The organism is Acidovorax sp. Root70 (assembly GCF_001428225.1).
In the GTDB taxonomy this organism is placed as follows: domain Bacteria; phylum Pseudomonadota; class Gammaproteobacteria; order Burkholderiales; family Burkholderiaceae_C; genus Acidovorax.
This window is the reverse complement of record NZ_LMHQ01000003.1, coordinates 123,586-141,679: the sequence shown is the minus strand read 5'-3', so window position 1 is coordinate 141,679 and position 18,094 is coordinate 123,586. Positions and strand designations below refer to the sequence as shown.

At 65.5% G+C, this 18,094-nt stretch carries 20 protein-coding genes and 1 pseudogene; 12 read left to right on the top strand and 9 right to left on the bottom strand.

What is annotated here, in order from left to right:
• Positions 1-396 precede the first annotated feature (396 nt).
• The 5 genes from ASD94_RS03070 (at position 397) to serB (ending at position 3,363) form a co-directional block, all read left to right on the top strand.
• Positions 397-1,065 (top strand): energy-coupling factor ABC transporter permease, encoded by a 669-nt coding sequence (locus ASD94_RS03070; RefSeq protein ID WP_056638421.1) that lies wholly within the window; start codon positions 397-399, stop codon positions 1,063-1,065.
• Positions 1,066-1,162: 97 nt separating this feature from the next.
• Positions 1,163-1,417 (top strand): ParD-like family protein, encoded by a 255-nt coding sequence (locus tag ASD94_RS03065; RefSeq protein WP_015014749.1) that lies wholly within the window; start codon positions 1,163-1,165, stop codon positions 1,415-1,417.
• A complete protein-coding gene (map, locus tag ASD94_RS03060) occupies positions 1,414-2,211 on the top strand; it encodes a type I methionyl aminopeptidase (protein WP_056638418.1) in 798 nt (265 codons plus the stop codon). Before ASD94_RS03065 ends, map begins: the two co-directional genes overlap by 4 nt.
• Before the next feature lie 101 nt (positions 2,212-2,312).
• Complete coding sequence (locus tag ASD94_RS03055; protein WP_056638411.1) at positions 2,313-2,501, top strand: DUF3149 domain-containing protein; 189 nt, start codon at positions 2,313-2,315, stop codon at positions 2,499-2,501.
• A gap of 148 nt (positions 2,502-2,649) precedes the next feature.
• A complete protein-coding gene (gene serB / locus ASD94_RS03050; protein WP_056638408.1) occupies positions 2,650-3,363 on the top strand; it encodes a phosphoserine phosphatase SerB in 714 nt (237 codons plus the stop codon).
• A gap of 92 nt (positions 3,364-3,455) precedes the next feature.
• Here the strand turns inward: serB and ASD94_RS03045 are convergent, their stop codons facing one another.
• A complete protein-coding gene (locus ASD94_RS03045; RefSeq protein WP_056638481.1) occupies positions 3,456-3,974 on the bottom strand; it encodes an Rrf2 family transcriptional regulator in 519 nt (172 codons plus the stop codon).
• Between the two features lie 91 nt (positions 3,975-4,065).
• Here ASD94_RS03045 and ytfE point away from each other — a divergent pair, with 91 nt between their 5' ends.
• Both ytfE and ASD94_RS03035 read left to right on the top strand, forming a co-directional pair.
• Positions 4,066-4,836 carry an iron-sulfur cluster repair protein YtfE gene (gene ytfE, locus ASD94_RS03040; RefSeq protein ID WP_199226326.1) on the top strand — a complete coding sequence of 257 codons (771 nt, stop codon included), beginning with the start codon at positions 4,066-4,068 and terminating at the stop codon, positions 4,834-4,836.
• The gene (locus ASD94_RS03035; RefSeq protein ID WP_056638403.1) at positions 4,833-5,312 is read left to right on the top strand and encodes a group III truncated hemoglobin; all 480 of its coding nucleotides are present in this window, start codon (positions 4,833-4,835) and stop codon (positions 5,310-5,312) included. The genes ytfE and ASD94_RS03035 overlap by 4 nt, the downstream gene beginning before the upstream one ends.
• Positions 5,313-5,363: 51 nt before the next feature.
• Here the strand turns inward: ASD94_RS03035 and ASD94_RS23820 are convergent, their stop codons facing one another.
• From ASD94_RS23820 to ASD94_RS03020, 4 genes and pseudogenes are all read right to left on the bottom strand, one after another.
• Positions 5,364-5,537, bottom strand: coding sequence for a LiaI-LiaF-like domain-containing protein (locus ASD94_RS23820; RefSeq protein WP_199226324.1), 174 nt, complete (start codon positions 5,535-5,537; stop codon positions 5,364-5,366).
• Positions 5,538-5,633: 96 nt separating this feature from the next.
• Positions 5,634-5,846 (bottom strand): annotated as a pseudogene (locus tag ASD94_RS23000) (DUF3820 family protein).
• Between the two features lie 13 nt (positions 5,847-5,859).
• Complete coding sequence (locus ASD94_RS03025; protein ID WP_056638397.1) at positions 5,860-6,222, bottom strand: translation initiation factor Sui1; 363 nt, start codon at positions 6,220-6,222, stop codon at positions 5,860-5,862.
• Entirely contained in the window at positions 6,219-6,689 is a 471-nt protein-coding gene (locus ASD94_RS03020; RefSeq protein ID WP_056638396.1) for a DUF2721 domain-containing protein, read from the bottom strand. The genes ASD94_RS03025 and ASD94_RS03020 overlap by 4 nt, the downstream gene beginning before the upstream one ends.
• Positions 6,690-6,924: 235 nt before the next feature.
• Here ASD94_RS03020 and ASD94_RS03015 point away from each other — a divergent pair, with 235 nt between their 5' ends.
• A complete protein-coding gene (locus ASD94_RS03015) occupies positions 6,925-8,205 on the top strand; it encodes a DEAD/DEAH box helicase (RefSeq protein WP_056638393.1) in 1,281 nt (426 codons plus the stop codon).
• Between the two features lie 75 nt (positions 8,206-8,280).
• Here the strand turns inward: ASD94_RS03015 and ASD94_RS03010 are convergent, their stop codons facing one another.
• Positions 8,281-8,628, bottom strand: a complete 348-nt coding sequence (locus ASD94_RS03010) for a DUF6172 family protein (protein ID WP_056638390.1) — start codon at positions 8,626-8,628, stop codon at positions 8,281-8,283.
• Between the two features lie 90 nt (positions 8,629-8,718).
• On the opposite strand from ASD94_RS03010, the gene ASD94_RS03005 reads away from it, so the two are divergent.
• Positions 8,719-9,981: a sensor domain-containing diguanylate cyclase gene (locus ASD94_RS03005; protein ID WP_056638387.1), complete on the top strand. Its 1,263-nt coding sequence runs from the start codon at positions 8,719-8,721 to the stop codon at positions 9,979-9,981.
• 103 nt (positions 9,982-10,084) lie between these two features.
• Here ASD94_RS03005 and ASD94_RS03000 read toward each other — a convergent pair whose 3' ends face one another.
• Positions 10,085-10,288 (bottom strand): hypothetical protein, encoded by a 204-nt coding sequence (locus ASD94_RS03000; protein WP_056638382.1) that lies wholly within the window; start codon positions 10,286-10,288, stop codon positions 10,085-10,087.
• A gap of 77 nt (positions 10,289-10,365) precedes the next feature.
• A complete protein-coding gene (locus ASD94_RS02995) occupies positions 10,366-12,018 on the bottom strand; it encodes a methyl-accepting chemotaxis protein (protein ID WP_233247162.1) in 1,653 nt (550 codons plus the stop codon).
• 339 nt (positions 12,019-12,357) lie between these two features.
• On the opposite strand from ASD94_RS02995, the gene pstS reads away from it, so the two are divergent.
• From pstS to ASD94_RS02980, 3 genes are all read left to right on the top strand, one after another.
• Positions 12,358-13,425 carry a phosphate ABC transporter substrate-binding protein PstS gene (gene pstS / locus ASD94_RS02990; RefSeq protein WP_056638374.1) on the top strand — a complete coding sequence of 356 codons (1,068 nt, stop codon included), beginning with the start codon at positions 12,358-12,360 and terminating at the stop codon, positions 13,423-13,425.
• 111 nt (positions 13,426-13,536) lie between these two features.
• Positions 13,537-15,060 carry a CYTH and CHAD domain-containing protein gene (locus tag ASD94_RS02985; RefSeq protein WP_056638373.1) on the top strand — a complete coding sequence of 508 codons (1,524 nt, stop codon included), beginning with the start codon at positions 13,537-13,539 and terminating at the stop codon, positions 15,058-15,060.
• Positions 15,061-15,138: 78 nt separating this feature from the next.
• A complete protein-coding gene (locus ASD94_RS02980) occupies positions 15,139-15,807 on the top strand; it encodes a 3'-5' exonuclease (protein WP_082576725.1) in 669 nt (222 codons plus the stop codon).
• Positions 15,808-15,982: 175 nt separating this feature from the next.
• Here ASD94_RS02980 and ASD94_RS02975 read toward each other — a convergent pair whose 3' ends face one another.
• A complete protein-coding gene (locus tag ASD94_RS02975; RefSeq protein ID WP_056638369.1) occupies positions 15,983-18,037 on the bottom strand; it encodes an NADPH-dependent 2,4-dienoyl-CoA reductase in 2,055 nt (684 codons plus the stop codon).
• Between the last annotated feature and the right edge of the window lie 57 nt (positions 18,038-18,094).

Below are 18,094 nucleotides of genomic sequence, written 5' to 3'. Positions count from 1 at the left end.
GGGGCAATCCCCAAAGTGCTAACCAATTTATGGCGGAGTAGCGACCGTGCAGCCAATTCTTGACTCGCATCAAGAAAGTACAAGGACTTCAGGTGAACAGAGACCCAGCGCACGATCAGTCCGGTCGGAATGCGACAGGACCAGCGCATCTGACCCAGGGACCGGTACCGCAACATCTCAGACACTGACGGGGGCCGCCACTACCACCGGAATGCTGAAGTCAAACCCTTGATGCGATACGTCGGATGAATCGCTGACGGATCGGAGCGCGGCAAGCATTTGGCGCGGTGGATGCGAGAATTCCAAGATCAACGCAACCCTCGCAAGCACCGCCAGCGATGCCCTGTTGCGCCACCTCCATCAGCACTTTCAGCATCAACGCCGCCCGCTATCACCATGCTGATTGAAGCCGCGCTCCTTCTGTTGTCACTGGCCGTATCGCTGTGGACGCAACCCTGGCGCCTTCTGGAGCAGCCAAAGGGTGCGGCACGACAAGAAGATGGACAACGCTCCCTGTCGCCGCTGCTGACACCTCTGCTGGCAACTCTCGTGTTCCTGCCCTGGCTGTGGGCGCTGCCCACGCTCCACGCCATGCCGCTGCAACTGCAGTGGTCGGGCGCGGGCCTGGTGGTGCTGATGCTGGGCTGGCCGCTGGCCATCCCGGTGCTGCTGGCAGTCGGCGCCATTGCGGGCCTGCTCTCACCCGCCCTGGACTGGGCCGATGCGCTGGGTGCCGCCGTCTGGCTGGGTGTGGTACCCGCCACGCTGACCCTGGCGCTGGGCGCACTGGTGCGGCGCTTTGTCGGCACCCAGCCTTTTGTCTATGTGCTGGGCCGGGCGTTTCTGGGTACCGTGGCCTGCGTGTTTTTGGCGGGCGTGCTGTCGCAGTGGAGCGGGCACCTGTTGCCCGGCGTGGGCAGTGAACTCTCGCTGGTGGCCCGCTGGCTCATGGCCTGGGGCGACGGTTTTGTGACGGGCATGCTCGTTGCCATCTTCGTGGCGTTCAAGCCCGAGTGGCTGGCCACCTGGTCGGACCAGCTCTATCTGAAGCGGCCTCCGCAGTAGCGCAGCGTTGCCAACGCACACCCCACGCACCGCAGGCAGGCAGGCAGGCAGGCAGGAAGCGATACAAAACATATATGTTTCGCATACAATTCGCTGCATGGGTATTGTCAAAATTTCAGACCAAATGCACGAGAACCTGCGCGTTGCCAGCAACGCCCTGTCTCGCTCCATCAACGCACAGGCAGAGCACTGGATGCGCATCGGCATGCTGGCCGAGCTGCATCCCAACCTCGACCACAGCGACATCTGCCAGTTGCTGATCCGCGCCGAGCAGGCTGGGGGTTTCGATCTGGACACGGTGGCGGCCTCGGTGGCCGCCAAGCCGGGCCACAGCGGGCGGCGTGTTCAATGAAGTCATCCCGCGTCACCCTGCGCTCCCCCGCCGAAATCGCTCAGGCGCGTGAGGCCGGCCACCTGGCCGCCCGCGTGCTGCACATGATCACGCCGCATGTGCAGCCCGGCGTCAGCACCGAGGCACTGGACCGGCTCTGTCACGACTACATCGTGAACGAACTGCAAGTCACCCCCGCCAACGTGGGCTACCTGGGGTATCCCAAAACGGTGTGCACCTCGGTCAACCACGTGATCTGCCACGGCATCCCGTCGCCCGGGCAGGTGCTCAAGGCAGGCGACATCATCAACATCGACGTGGCCATCATCAAGGATGGCTGGTTTGGTGATACGAGCCGCATGTACTTTGTGGGCGAGCCCAGCCCGCTGGCGCGCCGCCTGGTGGACACCACCTACGAAGCCATGTACGCAGGCATCGCCCAGGTGCGCCCCGGCGCCACGCTGGGCGACGTGGGCCATGCCATACAGAGCGTGGCCCACCGCGAGCGGTTCAGCGTGGTGCGCGAATACTGCGGCCACGGCATCGGGCAGATCTACCACGACGAGCCCCAGGTGCTGCACTACGGGCAGCGCGGCCAGGGCCTGCGGCTGGAGGAAGGCATGGTCTTCACCATCGAGCCCATGATCAACGCCGGCAAGCCTGATACCCAGGAGCTGGCCGACGGCTGGACGGTGGTCACCCGCGACCGCTCGCTCTCTGCCCAGTGGGAACACATGGTGGCCGTGACGGCCGACGGGTTCGAGGTGCTCACGCCCTGGCCCGAGGGCACGGGCCGCTATCCCGCCATGGTTTGACCTGCGTCTTGCCCGCACGCCACAGTCATTGACGCAGCACAAGCAGCCGCCGCAGGGACCGCCCGATAGTGGTGAACACCACCACAACGAGGAGGGTCTTCATGAAGCTGCTGAACGATCTGTTTTCTACCGACTACGGCCTGATGAGCATCATCGGCATCGGGTTCATGATTTGCATGGCCGCCTTTTTTGTGCGCATGTTCCTGGTCAAGATGAACGAGCCGCCCCAGCCCAATCCGGCCGCCAAGGCGCTGACGGGCGGCGGCCAAAACATGCCGCATCCGCGCTAAGCAAAGGATCTGACGAAAGCCCTGGCGCCGGGTGTGGCGTCTGCAGCCGTCCCAGGATAGCGCCTAGAGCGATGCATGGCGGGTGTGGCAGCCTGCCGGGGATACCATTGCGGGTTCTTACCCCCGCATTTGTTCCCCTTTTTCTGCCATGACCCACGCTACCGAATTCGCCCCTGGCCTCGTCATCCAGGGCATCGAGCCTCCGCTGTCCCTGTCTGCCTACAAGCTCATCGCTTTTGACATGGACTCCACCCTCATTAACATCGAGTGCGTGGACGAGATCGCCGATGCCGCCGGCCGCAAGGCCGAGGTGGCCGCGATCACCGAGGCGGCCATGCAGGGCGTGATCACCGACTACAAGGAGAGCCTGCGCCAGCGCGTGGCCCTGCTCAAGGGCGTGACGGTGCAGCACATGGAGCAGGTGTTCACCGAGCGCCTGCGCTTCAACCCCGGCGCCAAGGAGCTGATCACCGCCGCCAAGGCAGCGGGCCTGACCACGTTGCTGGTCTCGGGCGGCTTCACCTTCTTTGCCGACCGCGTGAAGGCAGGCCTGGGCATCGACTTTGCGCGCTCCAACATGCTGGAAGTGCAAGACGGCCAGCTCACAGGCCGTATGGTGGACCAGGCCTGGGGCGACATCTGCGACGGCGTCGAAAAGCGCCGCACGCTGCTCGAAGTGGCCTCACTCATGGGCATCTCGCCGCAGCAGGCCATCGCCGTGGGCGACGGCGCCAACGACCTGCCCATGATGGGCGCGGCCGGCCTGTCGGTGGCCTACCACGCCAAGCCCGCCGTGCGCGCCCAGGCCAAGGTGGCCATCAACCAGGGTGGGCTCGACCGGTTGCTGGAAGTGCTGCGCTGAGCGGCCTGGCGCCCTCAGGGTCCAGGGCACCCGCTGAATACTATTAATTTAATAGCTATTCAGGCATGTGACACTATCGCATTACCGCGTTTTCATTCAAATTCGTGTTCACCCGGCAATCCGGGCACCAGAGGGGGAACGCGCCGGGCACTGCCCGCGCGCGGCGCAGCCACCATGACCTGCAGCGCCCTACCCTGTGGTGACGAGGGTGCCACCAGGTCCGCCAGCGTCACGCCATCCAGCACTGCCAGATAGGCCTGCATGGCCTGGCCCAGCACGCCTTTGAGCCGGCAGTGGCTGCTCAGGCGGCACTGGTTGGAGGCGGGGTCAAAACACTCCACGAGGTTGAAATCCGTCTCGGTAGCTCGCACCACGGCACCGATGTGGATCTCCGATGCGGGCCGCATCAGCCGCATGCCACCGCCCCGCCCGCGCGTGGTCTCCAGCAGCCCTTGTGCAGACAGCTGCTGCACGATCTTCATGAGGTGGCTGCGCGAGATGCCATAGCCCTCGGCCACCTCGGTGATGGTGACGGGCTGCGCCCGCCCCTCGGTGGCGGCGCAATACATCAGCACGCGCAGCGTGTAGTCAGTCCATTGGGTCAGTCGCATGGGTTTGCCGAAGATCAATCAAAAAGATGCATACATCCTGAATTTTATTGGATAAAATATTCACACGATATGAATCTTTAAAAGGACCACCATGAACGCCCGCATCGACACTCTGCACACCGCTGCCCTCGCCACCCCGCTGCCACTGAGTACCGACCAGCAAATCGGCCAGATCGCCGTGCAGTTGCCGGGCGCCACGGCAGTGTTCCGGCGTCTGAAGCTGGACTTTTGCTGCGGCGGCCAGGTGAGCCTGGCCAAGGCGGCTGCCGACAAGGGGCTGGACCCGGATGCCGTGCTGGCCGAGCTGGCAGCCCTGCAGCGCAGCGATGCCGTGCCTGAGGCCGCGTCGCCCAGCGCACTCATCGACCACATCCTGGTGCGCTACCACGATGTGCACCGCCAGCAACTGCCCGAGCTGATCCGCATGGCCCGCCGCGTGGAGGCCGTGCACCGCGACAACCCCCATGTGCCTGTCGGCCTGGCCGACCACCTCGAAACGATGCACGAAGAGCTGCTCTCGCACATGCTCAAGGAAGAGCAGGTGCTGTTCCCCATGCTCAAGGCCGGCAGCAACCCGTTTGTGGGCCAGCCCATTGGCATGATGCGCGCAGAGCATGTGGACCACGGCGAGGCGCTGGACAAGTTGAACGCGCTGACGAACGACGCCACGCCTCCCCAGGGCGCCTGCAACACCTGGCGCGCGCTGTATGCAGGCATTGGCCAATTGGGAGACGACCTGATCAACCACATCCACCTCGAAAACAACGTGCTGTTCCCGTCGTTCGAAGCCAGCGAGACACCGTCGTCGCAAGGCTGCGGTCCCTCGGGCTGCGCCTGCAGCGGCGGCGCAGCGCAGGCATGACCCTGCCGACCACTCCGCTCGACAGCGGCGGGGCCCACGCGCCCCCCAGTGTGGAAAGCATCACTCGGCTGGTGCATGGCTTTTATGGGGACGTGCGCCAGGACCCGCTACTGGGGCCCGTGTTTGAAAAGGCCTTGCACGGCCAGTGGGACGCTCACCTGCAACGCCTGGTGGACTTCTGGAGCACCGTGGCCCTGGGCACCCGCAGCTTCAAGGGGGACGTGTTTGGCAAACACATGGCGCTGGAGGGCGTCACACCCGCCCACTTCGCGGCCTGGGTGGGGTTGTGGCAGCAACATACCAATCGTCTGTTTGCACCCGAAGTGGCGCACGACCTGCAGGTGGCGGCACATGGCATTGCACGCAACCTGTTCCGGGGCTACTTTGCCCACGACCCCGGTTTTGCGCAGCCCCGCCAAGAGGACCATGAGCACGGCGCACACCACCAGTGCGGCGGAGAAGCCCGGCGAGGCTGAAGAGGGAAGACTGGCGACTGGTGACTAGCAAGAAGGTCGCCAGCGCCTGGCTTACTTACCCTTGTTACCCGGCGTGAAGAACAGCGCCACCCCCACCGCAATCAACGCCACCGGCCACCACACGCGCAACAGCTCGCGCAGACTGATGCTGATCAGTCCCAGGTTGGTCAGCAGAAAAAACACGCCCAGCACGACCAGAACGATCGCAGCGATATTGCCCTTCATGTGCATTCCCTCGGTGTGGTTGTAGGTCTTAAGGCGCTCATTATGGTGGACGCCTGCAGGGGCAGAGCCCCCTCCCCCAGCCCCCGCAAACCCCGCTCAGCGTCCACGCAGCGGCCCGAGCAGATCTGACAATCCGTTGTGATCAATCTCGTGCATCAGCGCCAGCAACTGGCCCAGCTCGCCCCTGGGAAACCCCTCGCGCGCAAACCAATTGAGGTAATTGCCAGGCAGGTCCGCCAGCAGCGTGCCCTTTTATTTACCGTAGGGCATCTCGGTGGTAACCAGCCGCTGCAGTTTCTCTGCGTCCATTGCCCTGGGCTCCTCAGCCGCCAGCGCGCTTGACCTTGTGGCCCAGCTTCTGCAGCGCGGCCATGACGCGTTCCACGTGGTCGCCCTGCACTTCGATCACACCGTCCTTCACTGTGCCGCCGCTGCCACAGGCGGCCTTGAGCTGCTTGCCCAGCTGCTCCAGCGCGGCCTCGTCCACCAGCACACCCTTGACCAGGGTGACCGCCTTGCCGCCGCGCCCCTTGGTCTCGCGCGACACACGCACGATACCGTCGCCCGTGGGCAGAGGCTTGTTCTGTTTGCACACGCATTGCGCCACCGGCTGTCGGCAGGCGGGGCACATGCGGCCCGATTCGGTGGAATACACCAGGCCGCCCAAATCGGAAAACGACTTCATGGCTTCCTCCCTTCCACCTCTTGCTGCAGCATGTGAAAGTCGAGCAGCCGTGTGGCCAGCAGCGTTTCGGTCAGAAAACACACCAGCGCGAGCAAAAAGCAGGCAACGCCCGCCAGAAACCCGCCCACCGCGAGGCGGCTGGACTGAAAGTCGGTGGTTTCGCCCAGGAACAGCAGGATGATGGTCGTGCCAATGAGGAAGGCACAAAACGTCAACAGAGCAATACAGCCGTTGGCCAGACGCCCGCGCAAGCGCAAGTCGCCCAGCTCTTTGTAGGCACGGGCCAGGAATTCGGGTTCGGCATTGACGCGCGCGCGGTCTTCCACCACGCGCGCACGGTCGATGATGCGGGCCAGGCGCCCTGCCACCGCGCCGATCATGCCGGACACGGCGGTGAGCAAAAACACGGGCGCCACCGCCAGCTGGATGCCGTGGGTGATGGCGGTGGTATCAAGGGGCAAAGCCATGGGGTGCGGGTCCGAAAACAGTCAACAGAAACAGGGCGGCCCGATTATCGGTTGCTACGTGCGGGCCCGGGCCGCTCGCATTCCCTGTCGCAAAGGGGCGGGCAATGTGCGCTATGCCCCGGCATGGGCGCGCCAGACAAGGGTGCATCTGGCAACTGCGGCGACAATGCAGGCCTGTACCGTTTCATCCGCGCTGCCTTGCCGGCCCCCTTCAACGCCTCCCCAGCGCCCTTCCATGCCTTTTGCTTCCCTCGGTCTGTCCCCTGCCCTCGTCCATGCTGCCGACAAAGCAGGCTTTGTAATGCCCACCCCCATTCAGGCGGGCGCCATTCCTGCCATCCTGCAAGGGGCGGATCTGCTGGGTGCGGCGCAGACGGGGTCGGGCAAGACGGCGGCCTTTGCCCTGCCTTTGCTGCAGCAACTGCAGCTCAGCGCCACCGGGGGGCCACGCCGGGTGCGCGCCCTGGTGCTGGTGCCCACCCGCGAACTGGCCGCACAGGTGGGCGAGGTGCTGCGCAGCCTGGCGCAGCACCTGCAGCAGCCGCTCAAGATCGCCATCGTGTTTGGTGGCGTGTCGATCAACCCGCAGATGCTGGGCTTGCGCGGCGGTGCCGACATTGTGGTGGCCACGCCGGGGCGCCTGCTGGACCTGGTAGACCACAACGCCCTGCGCCTGTCAGCCGTCGCACACCTGGTGCTGGACGAAGCCGACCGGCTGCTGGACCTGGGCTTTGCGGAAGAACTGCAGCGCGTGCTGGCGCTGCTGCCTGTGCAGCGGCAAAACCTGTTTTTCTCGGCCACTTTCCCCGCCGCGGTGCAGGCCCTGGCGGATGGCCTGCTGAAGCAGCCTGTGCGCGTGGAGGTGCCCCATACGCCGGGCAACGAACCCGCCATCGAACAACGCGCCATTGTGGTGGACGCCAGCCGCCGCACCCAGCTGCTGCGCCACCTGGTCAAGGAGCACAACTGGTCGCGCGTGCTGGTGTTTGTAGCCACGCAGTACGCCGCCGAGCACGTGGCCGAAAAACTGTACAAAGCGGGCATCTATGCCACGCCCTTTCACGGCGGCCTGAGCCAGGGTGCCCGCAACCAGGTGCTGCAGGAGTTCAAGGACGACCGCTGGCAGGTGGTGGTCACCACCGATCTGGCAGCGCGCGGCATTGACATCGCCCAGCTGCCTGCCGTGGTGAACTACGACCTGCCCCGCTCGGCGGTGGACTACGTGCACCGCATCGGTCGCACTGGCCGGGCGGGCGAAAGCGGCATGGCTGTGAGCTTTGTGACGGCCGATGCCGAGGCGCATTTCCGGCTGATCGAAAAGCGCCAGCACCTCACTATCCCACGCGAGCAGATCGCGGGCTTTGAACCCACCGACACCCCAGCCCCCGCATCGACCACCGACCCCCAGGGCACCGGCGGCGTCAAGGGTAAACGCCCCAGCAAGAAGGACAAGCTGCGCGCCGCTTCCGCGGCAGCAACAGCCCACGCCCCGACCGAGCACAAAAAAGGCCCCTGAAAAGGGGCCTGCAGTGCTGGCTTGCATACGGCGTGGGCCTGGGTGGCTGGGCGCGGCGGCCGCCCAGCCCCGGTTTCACGCGCCTTCTTCTCCGTCTTCGTCCCAATCATCGGCCCCGGCGCGCGGCGCCTCGCCAGCAGGCCGAGGGGTGCGCTTGCCAGGCTTGGCCAGAATCTCGACATAGAACTGGGCGCCACCCTCAGCGGCCACGCCGTTGATCAGCCCGGTCAACGCCGACAGGTGCGCCACGGCGGCGTCTTCCTTGGTGGGGCCAAACTGGCAGTCAAAGTCCCAGAAATCGGCACCTTCGGGCAGGTCACGGCGCCGCTCGCGCTTGATGTACTTGCGGATTTCGTGCTTGACGGCATCCAGAACGCGGTCGCGGTTCTTGCCTTCAACGTGGAGTTGGAAAGTTTTTCTCATGGGCGATGGTACCGCCTGTGACAGTTGCTGGTTCACGCCCCCGCATCCAGGTGCCACAATGGTGTATTACTTTTGGTTACCACCAAGCCCATGAACCACGACCTGCGCCTGCTGCACCTGCTGCCAGCGGCCGTGCTTGTCACGCAAAAGGGCGCCATTCGTTTCGCCAACGCCGCCAGCATGGAATTGCTGGAAGCGCCCAGCATTGACAGCCTGATCGGGCGGCTGTCCGGCGACTTTGTGCACCCCCTGGACCAGGTGCGCTCCACCAACCGCATTCAGCAAGTGGCCGTGCCCGAGCAGGCCGGGCGGCCCAACAAGTCCTCCGAGTTCCGCATTCGCACCGAGCTAGGCAACCTGCGCATGGTGCTGATCAGCAGCGTGGCCATTGAATGGGATGGCGCGCCCGCCGTTCTGATGTGCGGCATGGACATGACGCACCAGAGCGAGATCGAGGCCCAGTTGCGCGAGAGCGAGCAAAGCTTCCGGCGCCTGTTCGAGAACATGCAGGACGTGTACTACCGCACCGATGCGCAGGGCATCGTGCAGCATGTGGGCCCCGGCGTGCGCCGGGTGCTGGGCTACGAGCCCCATGAGATCGAAGGGCGCACCGCCGAGTCCTACTACCCACAGAGCACCGACCGCGACGCTTTCAAGGCCGCCATCATGGAGCACGGCGAGGTGTCGGATTTTCCGGGCCAGATGGTGCGGCGCGACGGCACCGTGATCGACATCTCCATCAGCAGCCATTTGCTGTACGACCACGCGGGCAATTTTGCGGGGGTCGAAGGCATCTACCGCGATGTGACGCAGCGCAAGAACCTGGAGCGCGAACTGCAGCGCCTGGCCACCACCGACATGCTGACAGGCATCGCCAACCGCCGCGCGTTTCTGGAATGTGCCGAGTCGGCCTATGCCCATTCGCGCAGCAACGGCGAGCCCCTGACCTTGCTGATGCTGGACCTGGACCACTTCAAGGCCATCAACGACCGTTTTGGCCACCTGGAAGGCGACCGTGCCCTGTTGGCGTTTGCGCAGGCCATCAAAGGCCAGTTGCGCGCCAGCGATGCGGTGGGCCGGCTGGGTGGTGAAGAGTTTGGCGTGCTGCTGCCACTGACCACCCTGGCTGAAGGCCTGGAGGTCGCCACGCGCATGCTGCACAGCATTCGCGCACTGCAGCTCACGGACGATGCCGGCCACAGCTACCGCTTCACCACCAGCCTGGGGGTGGGCACCTTCCGCCAGAGCGACCGCAGCCTGCGCGACATGCTCGACCGTGCCGACCAGGCGCTGTACCTGGCGAAGCACCGGGGGCGCAACCAGGTGGCGTCGCTTGAAGCGCAAGACGAATAAGCGCCAAGAGCCGGTGGACGATCGCAGGAGTTGCGCAGCGGCCTTGGCGGGATGAAACGCCAGGCGGGCAGTGCAACGGATGGCACCCAAGGCCCGTGGCTGACTACAGCCGCATCCGCTCCTGCTGCAGGTTCCACAGGCAGGCGGCGATGCCCAGCAGCATCTCCATCACATGCTCCGATCCGCTACAGGACAGCTCCAGGTCATCAATGATCATGGCCAGTTGCGAGATGGCGTCCTCCGGCGCGGCGGCACCGCCGCTGCGGGCCACTTCGGCGATGGCGATCAGGACATCGGTGCGGTTCATGGCTGAGTCGGGGGCCAGGCACTGCAGGTCTGAACGCCGCAGAGCACCGGTGGCCTGGGTTGCATGCGCCGGACCGCTTAGCGCGCCGACAGAGCCAGCTGCGCCGGGTTGGCCCCGCCACCCTGCAGCACAGCAGCCGCAGGCGCTGGGCCGCCGGCCGGCAACCGGGGGACAGCTGCCCCGGACAAAGCGGCATCGGGCGCCAGGCGGAACTGGTGAATCACCTCCAGCAAGCGCCGCACCTGGTTCTTCATACCAGTCGAGGCGGACGAACTGTCATCCACCAGAGCAGCGTTCTTTTGCGTGGCCGCGTCCAGCTGGCGCACGGCCTCGCCGATCTGGGCAATGCCCCGGGCCTGCTCTTGCCCCGCGTCCTTGATGGCGGTGATGAGCGACACCACCTGGTTCACATGGTGCACGGTGTTGGCCACGCGCTCGCCCGCCTGCCCCACCAGGGTCGATCCGCGCTCCACCCCCTGCACGCTGGCCGAAATCAAGCCGCGGATCTCGCGCGCTGCCATGCTGCTGCGCTGCGACAGCCCGCGCACCTCGCCCGCCACCACCGCAAAGCCCCGGCCCTGCTCACCGGCACGGGCAGCCTCTACCGCCGCATTGAGTGCCAGCAGGTTGGTCTGGAAGGCGATGTCGTCGATCACCTTGATGATGTCCGTGATCTTTTGCGACTGGACCTTGATCTCCTGCATGGTCGCGATCACGTCGCGCATCACGCTGCCGCCCTCATTGGCCACATTGCTCGCCTCCTGCGCCAAGGCGGTGGCACGCTGGGCGTTGTCGGTGTTGTGCTGCACCGTGATGGTCAGCTGCTCCATCGACGCGGCAGTCTCCTGCAGGTTGGACGCCTGCACCTCGGTGCGGCGCGCCAGGTCCTCGGTGCCACCCGCCATCACCACCGCCTCGTGGGCAACGGTCTCGGTACTGGCGCGCACCTCGGTGATCACGCGCACCAGCTGGTGGTTCATCTCGCGCAGGGCCCCCAGCAGCTCGGCTGTCTCGTCATTGCCACGCACATCAATGTGCGCCGTCAGATCGCCACCCGCCACAGTGCGCGCCAGCACCACGGCCTGACGCAGCGGCCGCGAGATGGAGCGGGTGATGACCCAGGCCATCGCGGCCCCCACCATCAACGCCAGGGCAGTGGCCGCCAGCATCCACCAGTGGATGGTGTCGCTCATCGCACGGGCCCCTGCAAACTCTGCCGCGGCCACATTGATCTGCAGGGCCACCAGGCGCTCGATGGCGTCCTGCACCTTGAGCGCGTTGGGACGGATCTGGGTGATATACAACTCCGAGCCATCGTCGTACTTGCCCGCCACCAGCGCGGCCGACGCCGGGATCAGGCCTTTGTCCAGGTAGGTGGCGTTGGCGTCGGCAAAGGCCTGCGCCAGGGCTTGCTCCTCAGCCCCCAGCGGCTTGGCGGCGTAGTCTTTCCACAGGGCCTGGATGCGCTCGACATTGGCGCTCAGAGCCGCGTGGCTGGCCTCCAGGTTGCTGGTGCCAGGGTCCATCAGCATGTCCATTACCAGCACCCGGTTGCGCTGCGTCAGGTGGCTGATCTCGGCCAGCACACCCATGGGCACGGTGCGGTCGCCATACAAGGCTGCGCTGCGCTCGGTCAACCGCTTGGCGCCGCTGATGCCGCCGGCCGCCAGGGCCGAGATCAGCAGCAACAGCACGGCAAATGCCAAGGCCAGGCGGGTACCAATTTTCATTTTTTGAAGCATCTGAATCTTTCGTGAAGGTCCACCAGGGCGCCGCCATCTTGTGGGAGGCAAACGCGTGCTGCCGCTGAGCACAAGCCCATGGCGCAGCACCTTGGCCCCGCGCACCGGCCCCTGGCTGTCTGCGAAAGATACTAATTGTTTCAAATGACAGATTAATGACGAGCAGAGAAACCCCGGACCTCCAAGGCAGCCTTTAAAATCCGCCCCTTTTTGCTAGGATTGGCGCGCTGAACGCACATCCGACGAGGATCGCGCGTTGCGTAAATTTCCGTTGCATCAGAATCGCATGGCATATCGTTATTCATAAAAAACCATTAAATAAAACACATGAAATATATTTACTCCATTTTTCTGCTTGCAGCGAGCCTGTGGCACGCGATCCCTGCCAGCGCACAAGCCGTGACGGGCGCCGGGTCGTCGGCAGCCGCGCCCATCTACCGCAGCTGGGCCAAGGCCTATGCCAAGGCCACCGGCAGCGCGGTGGACTATGACCCGGTGGGTTCCAGCGCAGGCATGAAAAAAATCCAGCAACAGGCCGTGGGATTTGGTGCAACCGATGTGTACCCGGCTGACAAGGACCTGATCGAACAGGGTCTGCTGGCGCTGCCCGTGGCCATCACCGGCATCAGCCCCATCGTCAACCTGCCCAAGGTGCAAAACGCCCAGTTGCGCCTCACGGGCGAGGTACTCAGCCGCATCTTCATGGGCGAGATTGGCCGCTGGAATGCGCCAGAAATCACGGCCCTGAACCCCGACATCTCCCTGCCCGACCTGCCCATCAAGGTGGTGGTGCGTGCCGATGGCTCCGGCACCACCTACAACTTTGCGGACTACCTGGGCAAGGTGAGTTCCAAATGGAAAACCTCGTACGGCGCGAAAACAAGCATCGCCTGGCCCGCGGGGGTGCTGGCCTTCAAAGGCAGCGACGGCGTGGCCAAGGGCGTGCGCGACACGGTGGGTGCCATCGGGTATGTGGACCACGGCTATGTGGCTGAATACGGACTGACCTCTGTGCAGATGAAAAACGCCGACGGCGTTTATGTCAAACCCTCCATCGATGCGTTCAAGGCCGCGCTGGCCAACAGCGATTGGGCGGCCAACGGGGTTTTCAACAGCACCTTGACCCAGCGTCCCGGCAAATCGGTGTGGCCCATCACCATGGGCACGTTTGTGGTGTTCCCCAAGGTCACGCAGAACCCTGACCAGACGGCCCAGGCGCTCCGGTTCATCCTCTGGTCGTTCCTCAATGGTGACACCTTGGTGCAGGAAAATAATTTTGTCCGCCTGCCAGACCGGGTTCAGGCCTCGGCATTCAAAATCATTACCTCCATTCGAGATAATCAAGGCAAACCACTGGGCATGAGCCTGATTTCTTCCTTCAATCGTCCGATATAGTTAATCAATTCAATAAAACTCATCGAGTTTTAAATACTTTCACAGTGTTATCGGTCGCCCATAATCCAGCATCGCGCCGCAACGGCGATACCACGGGATAATGCGGCCACCATGGAAATTGAATTCAAGTTCTGTATCCCGCCCGAGCGCCTTGCCGCTGTGCAGGCGGCCGTGCGCCGGGGCCGGTGGGTCACCGTCCGCATGGAGGCGCGCTACTTCGACACGCCCGATGGCGCCCTGGCCTCCCGGGGCATTGCGTTTCGATTGCGTCGTGAGGGCGACCAATGGGTGCAAACCGTCAAGGCGTTGGGCGACGGCCCGCTGGACCGGCAAGAGCACAACGTCGCCCGCGGCCCAGCCACTGCTGGCACAGCGCCTGAACCCCTGCCCCAGCTGCACGACGGCACCGTGGCGGGTGCCCGGCTGCTGTCGGCGCTGCAGGCCGCCAGCGGCCCGCTCGCAGAAACCTACGGCACCGAGATGGACCGCATGACCCGCGACATCACCCGACAGGGGGCGGTGGTCGAGCTGGCACTGGACACCGGCCGGGTGGTGGCCCACCGGGACACGCCGCAGCAGGCCGAGGCCCCGATTTGCGAGCTGGAGCTTGAACTCAAGGCCGGGCCGGTGGCGGACCTGGCGGCGCTCGCCACCCAATGGTCCGCGCGCCACGGGCTGTTTCTGAGCACCGTGTCCAAGGCCGAGCGGGGCGAGCGGCTGCTGGCAGCACCCGGTGGCAGGCCCGCACGCAAGCCCCGGCCGCTGACCTACCCCTCCCTTCCACTGCCGCCAGGGCCCGCGCTGCAGCGCGCCGTGGTGGCGCATTGCCTGCAGCAGATGGCAGGCCCTGCCAGCGACATCGCCGAAGGCGCAAACGACGACGAGCAGGTGCACCAGTTGCGCATCGGCATCCGCCGCCTGCGCACCGCCTTGCGCGAGCTGGCACCGCTGGCCCCCGGCAGCTTCGACCCCGCCTGGGAGCCGCCCCTGGTCGATGTGTTCCAGCAGCTCGGCCATTTGCGGGACCGCAGCCAGGTGATGGAACGCATCGAAACCGAACTGCACGCCGCCGGAGCACCACCCCTGCCGTCGCAAGAGAGTGCAGACGCAGGGCAGGCCACCGCCGCGCACATCGTGCGCAACGCAGCCTTCCAGGGCGCGCTGGTGGGCCTGATGGCCTTCACCACCCGGGGCCTGGACGCCACTGGCGACGACCCGGCTGGCCTGGACGCCCAGACCACACGTCGCCTGCTGCAGCAGCGCCTGCGCGCACTGCATGCCCAGGTGCAAAAAGGCACCCGGGGCTTTGCTACGCGCACGCCACAGGCGCAGCACCGCCTGCGCAAGCGCCTTAAACGCTTGCGCTACCTCACCGAGTTCGTGGCGCCCGCGCTGGATGCACACAGCGCCCGGTTTCTGGACAGCCTGCAGCCCGCGCTGTCAGCACTGGGCCGCCTCAACGACGAGCGCGTAGCCGCCGCGCTGTACCGCGAGAGCGCTGAGGCGGGCAAATCCAACGCCTGGTTTGGCGTAGGCTGGCTGGCGGGACGCCAGGCGCTGGCCGTGGCAGCCTGTGAACAGGCCCTGGCGCACGTGGCGGAAGCACCCCGCTTGCGCAAAGCTGGCAAGCGCTGACGCTGCCAGACGCTGCGCCTGCACACCTGCATGCAGTACGCACAGAAAGAGGAAGGGCGTGGGGCCCCGCGCGGCACAATGGCCAGCATGACGGCCCCTCCTCCCTCCCTGCGCCAGCCGGCTTCCGCTCTCCACCACCCCTCTGCGCGCACCGCCCAACGCCCCACGCCAGACAAAGAACAGATCGCCCTACTGGAGCCCTTTGAGCGCCTGGGCACAGACCGCATAGCGCTGGTCTCCACGCCCGCTCAGGCCGACCAGGCCTGCAAAGCCTTGGCCAGCGCCAGCGCCTGGGGCTTCGACACCGAGTCCAAACCCACCTTTGTGCAGGGGCAGTCATCGGACGGTCCGCACATCGTGCAACTGGCCACGCTGGAACGGGCCTGGGTGTTCCAGTTGCACGACCCCGGCTGCCGCGCGCGCGTGGCCGAGCTGCTGGCCCTGCAGGGTGTGACCAAGGCGGGCTTTGGCCTGGGGGACGACACCAAGCGCATCCAGCACAAGCTGGGCGTGCAGCCGGCCGATGTGCTGGAGCTGAACACCGTGTTCCGAAAGCAGGGCTACCGCAAGGACATGGGCGTGAAGGGCGCAGTGGCGGTGCTGTTCAACAAGCGCTTTATCAAGTCCAAAAAAGCCGCCACATCCAACTGGGCCAACCCGCAGCTCAGCGAGGCCCAGCTGGTGTACGCCGCCAACGACGCCTGGGCCGCGCTGCGGGTGTTCAACGCCTTGGACCTGCCCGCCTGAGGGACTGGGCGGGCACGGCCGCTGCGGCACACCATCGCAGTAACGGCAGCACGTTTACTATCAAAACAATAGCTACTCAGGCATATTCTTCCGGCGCTACCAACCAAAAACACCTCAACAACACGCCCAGCAGGTCAAGTAGCCCGCCCTCCGGGCGGTACGCACACCGCGACCTCTACAGCCGGGCCGCCAGACGCGCCGCCTGGTCGATGGCGCGCTTGGCGTCCAGCTCACCGGCCTCCAGCGCTCCGCCAATCCGATGGGGCTTCAGGCCCTGGGCTTCCAGTGCCTGCGCCAGGCTGAAAAGCGGCACCTGCCCCGCACACAGCACGACGGTGTCGCACGGGATCCAGGTCGGGTCCTCTCGTTTTTCGCCATAAGACACCAGCAGGCCCTCGTCGGCAATGCGCTCGTAGTTCACGCCGCTCACCATTTGCACCTCTTTCATCTTGAGCGTGGTGCGGTGAATCCAGCCCGTGGTCTTGCCCAGGCCCGCGCCGAGCTTGCCCTTCTTGCGCTGCAGCAGCGTCACCTGCCGTGCAGGGGGCGTCACGCGCGGGCCACTGGTGGCCAGGCCACCGCGCGCCTCGGCCGGATCGGTGATGCCCCATTCGGCCTTCCAGGCAGACAAATCGAGCGTGGTGGAGAGGTGATCGCCATGCGTGAGGAATTCGGCCACGTCAAAGCCGATGCCTCCCGCGCCGATGATGGCCACGCGCTCGCCCACGGGCTTGCCGCGCTTCAGCACGTCGATGTAGCTCAGCACCTTGGGGTGGTCCTGGCCGGGGATCTTCGGGTCGCGAGGTTCCACGCCGGTCGCGACGATGACCTCGTCAAAGCCCACAAGGTCGGCGGCCTGCACGCGCTGGTTCAGGTGCAGTTGCACGCCCGTGTCGTCCACGCGTGTACCCAGGTAGCGCAGCATTTCGTGGAACTCTTCCTTGCCCGGAATCACCTTGGCCATGTTGAGCTGGCCGCCGATGGCGGGCGCGGCGTCAAACAGGTGCACCTCATGCCCCCGCTCGGCGGCCACCGTGGCGGCGGTGAGGCCCGCTGGCCCCGCGCCCACCACAGCCACGCGCTTACGCGACGACACGGGGCGGTACACCAACTCGGTCTCATGGCAGGCGCGCGGGTTGACGAGACAACTGCTGGTCTTGTTCTGGAACACATGGTCCAGGCAGGCCTGGTTGCAGGCGATGCAGGTGTTGATGCGGTCGGCCCGGCCCTGCGCAGCCTTCTTCACAAACGCGGCATCGGCCAGCAGCGGGCGCGCCATGGACACCATGTCGGCGCAGCCCTCGGCCAGCACCTGCTCGGCCATCTCGGGCGTGTTGATGCGGTTGGACGTGACCAGCGGCGTGGTGATGCCTGCCGCGGCAAACTCGGCCTTCATCTTCTGCGTGACCCACGCAAACGCTGCGCGCGGCACACTGGTGGCAATGGTGGGCACCCGCGCCTCGTGCCAGCCAATGCCGGTGTTCACGATGTTCGCCCCGCCCGTGGCCACGGCCTTGCCCAGGGTGACGATCTCGTCCCACGCGCTGCCGCCGGGCACCAGGTCGATCATCGACAGGCGGTAGATGATGATGAAGTCCTTGCCAACGGCCTCGCGCATGCGGGCCAGAATCTCCACCGGCAAGCGCATGCGGTGGCTGTAGTCGCCGCCCCATTCATCGCGCCGCAAGTTGGTGGCCTGCGACAGAAACTGATTGATGAAATAACCCTCGGAGCCCATCACCTCCACGCCGTCGTACCCGGCTTCACGCGCCTTTACGGCACAGCGCACGAAGGCGCGGATCTGCCGCTCCACCCCCCGTGCCGACAGCGCGAACGGCGTGAACGGCGAGATGGGCGATTGCAGCCGCGAGGGCGCCACGGCCAGCGGGTGGTAGGCATAGCGGCCCGTGTGCAGGATCTGCAGCGCGATCTTGCCGCCCGCTTCGTGCACGGCCTCGGTCACCACCCGGTGGCGTTTGGCCGCGCCCGAGGTCGCCAGCGTGCCCGCAAACGGCTTGGCCCAGCCCGCGATGTTGGGAGCGAAGCCGCCCGTCACGATCAAGCCCACGTCCCCCTCGGCCCGCTCGCGAAAGTACGCCGCCATGCGCGAGAGGTCGCGCCCATCCTCCAGCCCCGTGTGCATGGAGCCCATCAGCACGCGGTTTTTGAGGGTGGTGAACCCCAGGTCGAGGGGGGCGAGCAGGTGCGGGTACAAGGCGGCACCGGGCATGGAGGCAGCGGCTGCAGGGGCGGCAGGAGCGGCCACGGGAGGAGAGGAATGCATGGG

Bases quoted from the DNA above. Each gene is read 5' to 3' on its own strand.
- ASD94_RS03025 (WP_056638397.1), bottom strand. From the start codon at position 6,222: ATGAAGTCGTTTTCCGATTTGGGCGGCCTGGTGTATTCCACCGAATCG.
- ASD94_RS02995 (WP_233247162.1), bottom strand. From the start codon at position 12,018: ATGAAAATTGGTACCCGCCTGGCCTTGGCATTTGCCGTGCTGTTGCTG.
- pstS (WP_056638374.1), top strand. From the start codon at position 12,358: ATGAAATATATTTACTCCATTTTTCTGCTTGCAGCGAGCCTGTGGCAC.
- ASD94_RS03055 (WP_056638411.1), top strand. From the start codon at position 2,313: ATGAAGCTGCTGAACGATCTGTTTTCTACCGACTACGGCCTGATGAGC.
- ASD94_RS02980 (WP_082576725.1), top strand. From the start codon at position 15,139: ATGGCCAGCATGACGGCCCCTCCTCCCTCCCTGCGCCAGCCGGCTTCC.
- ASD94_RS02975 (WP_056638369.1), bottom strand. From the start codon at position 18,037: ATGCCCGGTGCCGCCTTGTACCCGCACCTGCTCGCCCCCCTCGACCTG.
- ASD94_RS03035 (WP_056638403.1), top strand. From the start codon at position 4,833: ATGACCCTGCCGACCACTCCGCTCGACAGCGGCGGGGCCCACGCGCCC.
- ASD94_RS03010 (WP_056638390.1), bottom strand. From the start codon at position 8,628: ATGAGAAAAACTTTCCAACTCCACGTTGAAGGCAAGAACCGCGACCGC.
- ASD94_RS03070 (WP_056638421.1), top strand. From the start codon at position 397: ATGCTGATTGAAGCCGCGCTCCTTCTGTTGTCACTGGCCGTATCGCTG.
- ASD94_RS03065 (WP_015014749.1), top strand. From the start codon at position 1,163: ATGGGTATTGTCAAAATTTCAGACCAAATGCACGAGAACCTGCGCGTT.
- ASD94_RS23820 (WP_199226324.1), bottom strand. From the start codon at position 5,537: ATGAAGGGCAATATCGCTGCGATCGTTCTGGTCGTGCTGGGCGTGTTT.
- ASD94_RS03005 (WP_056638387.1), top strand. From the start codon at position 8,719: ATGAACCACGACCTGCGCCTGCTGCACCTGCTGCCAGCGGCCGTGCTT.
- serB (WP_056638408.1), top strand. From the start codon at position 2,650: ATGACCCACGCTACCGAATTCGCCCCTGGCCTCGTCATCCAGGGCATC.
- ASD94_RS02985 (WP_056638373.1), top strand. From the start codon at position 13,537: ATGGAAATTGAATTCAAGTTCTGTATCCCGCCCGAGCGCCTTGCCGCT.
- ASD94_RS03045 (WP_056638481.1), bottom strand. From the start codon at position 3,974: ATGCGACTGACCCAATGGACTGACTACACGCTGCGCGTGCTGATGTAT.
- ASD94_RS03020 (WP_056638396.1), bottom strand. From the start codon at position 6,689: ATGGCTTTGCCCCTTGATACCACCGCCATCACCCACGGCATCCAGCTG.
- ASD94_RS03000 (WP_056638382.1), bottom strand. From the start codon at position 10,288: ATGAACCGCACCGATGTCCTGATCGCCATCGCCGAAGTGGCCCGCAGC.
- ytfE (WP_199226326.1), top strand. From the start codon at position 4,066: ATGAACGCCCGCATCGACACTCTGCACACCGCTGCCCTCGCCACCCCG.
- ASD94_RS03015 (WP_056638393.1), top strand. From the start codon at position 6,925: ATGCCTTTTGCTTCCCTCGGTCTGTCCCCTGCCCTCGTCCATGCTGCC.
- map (WP_056638418.1), top strand. From the start codon at position 1,414: ATGAAGTCATCCCGCGTCACCCTGCGCTCCCCCGCCGAAATCGCTCAG.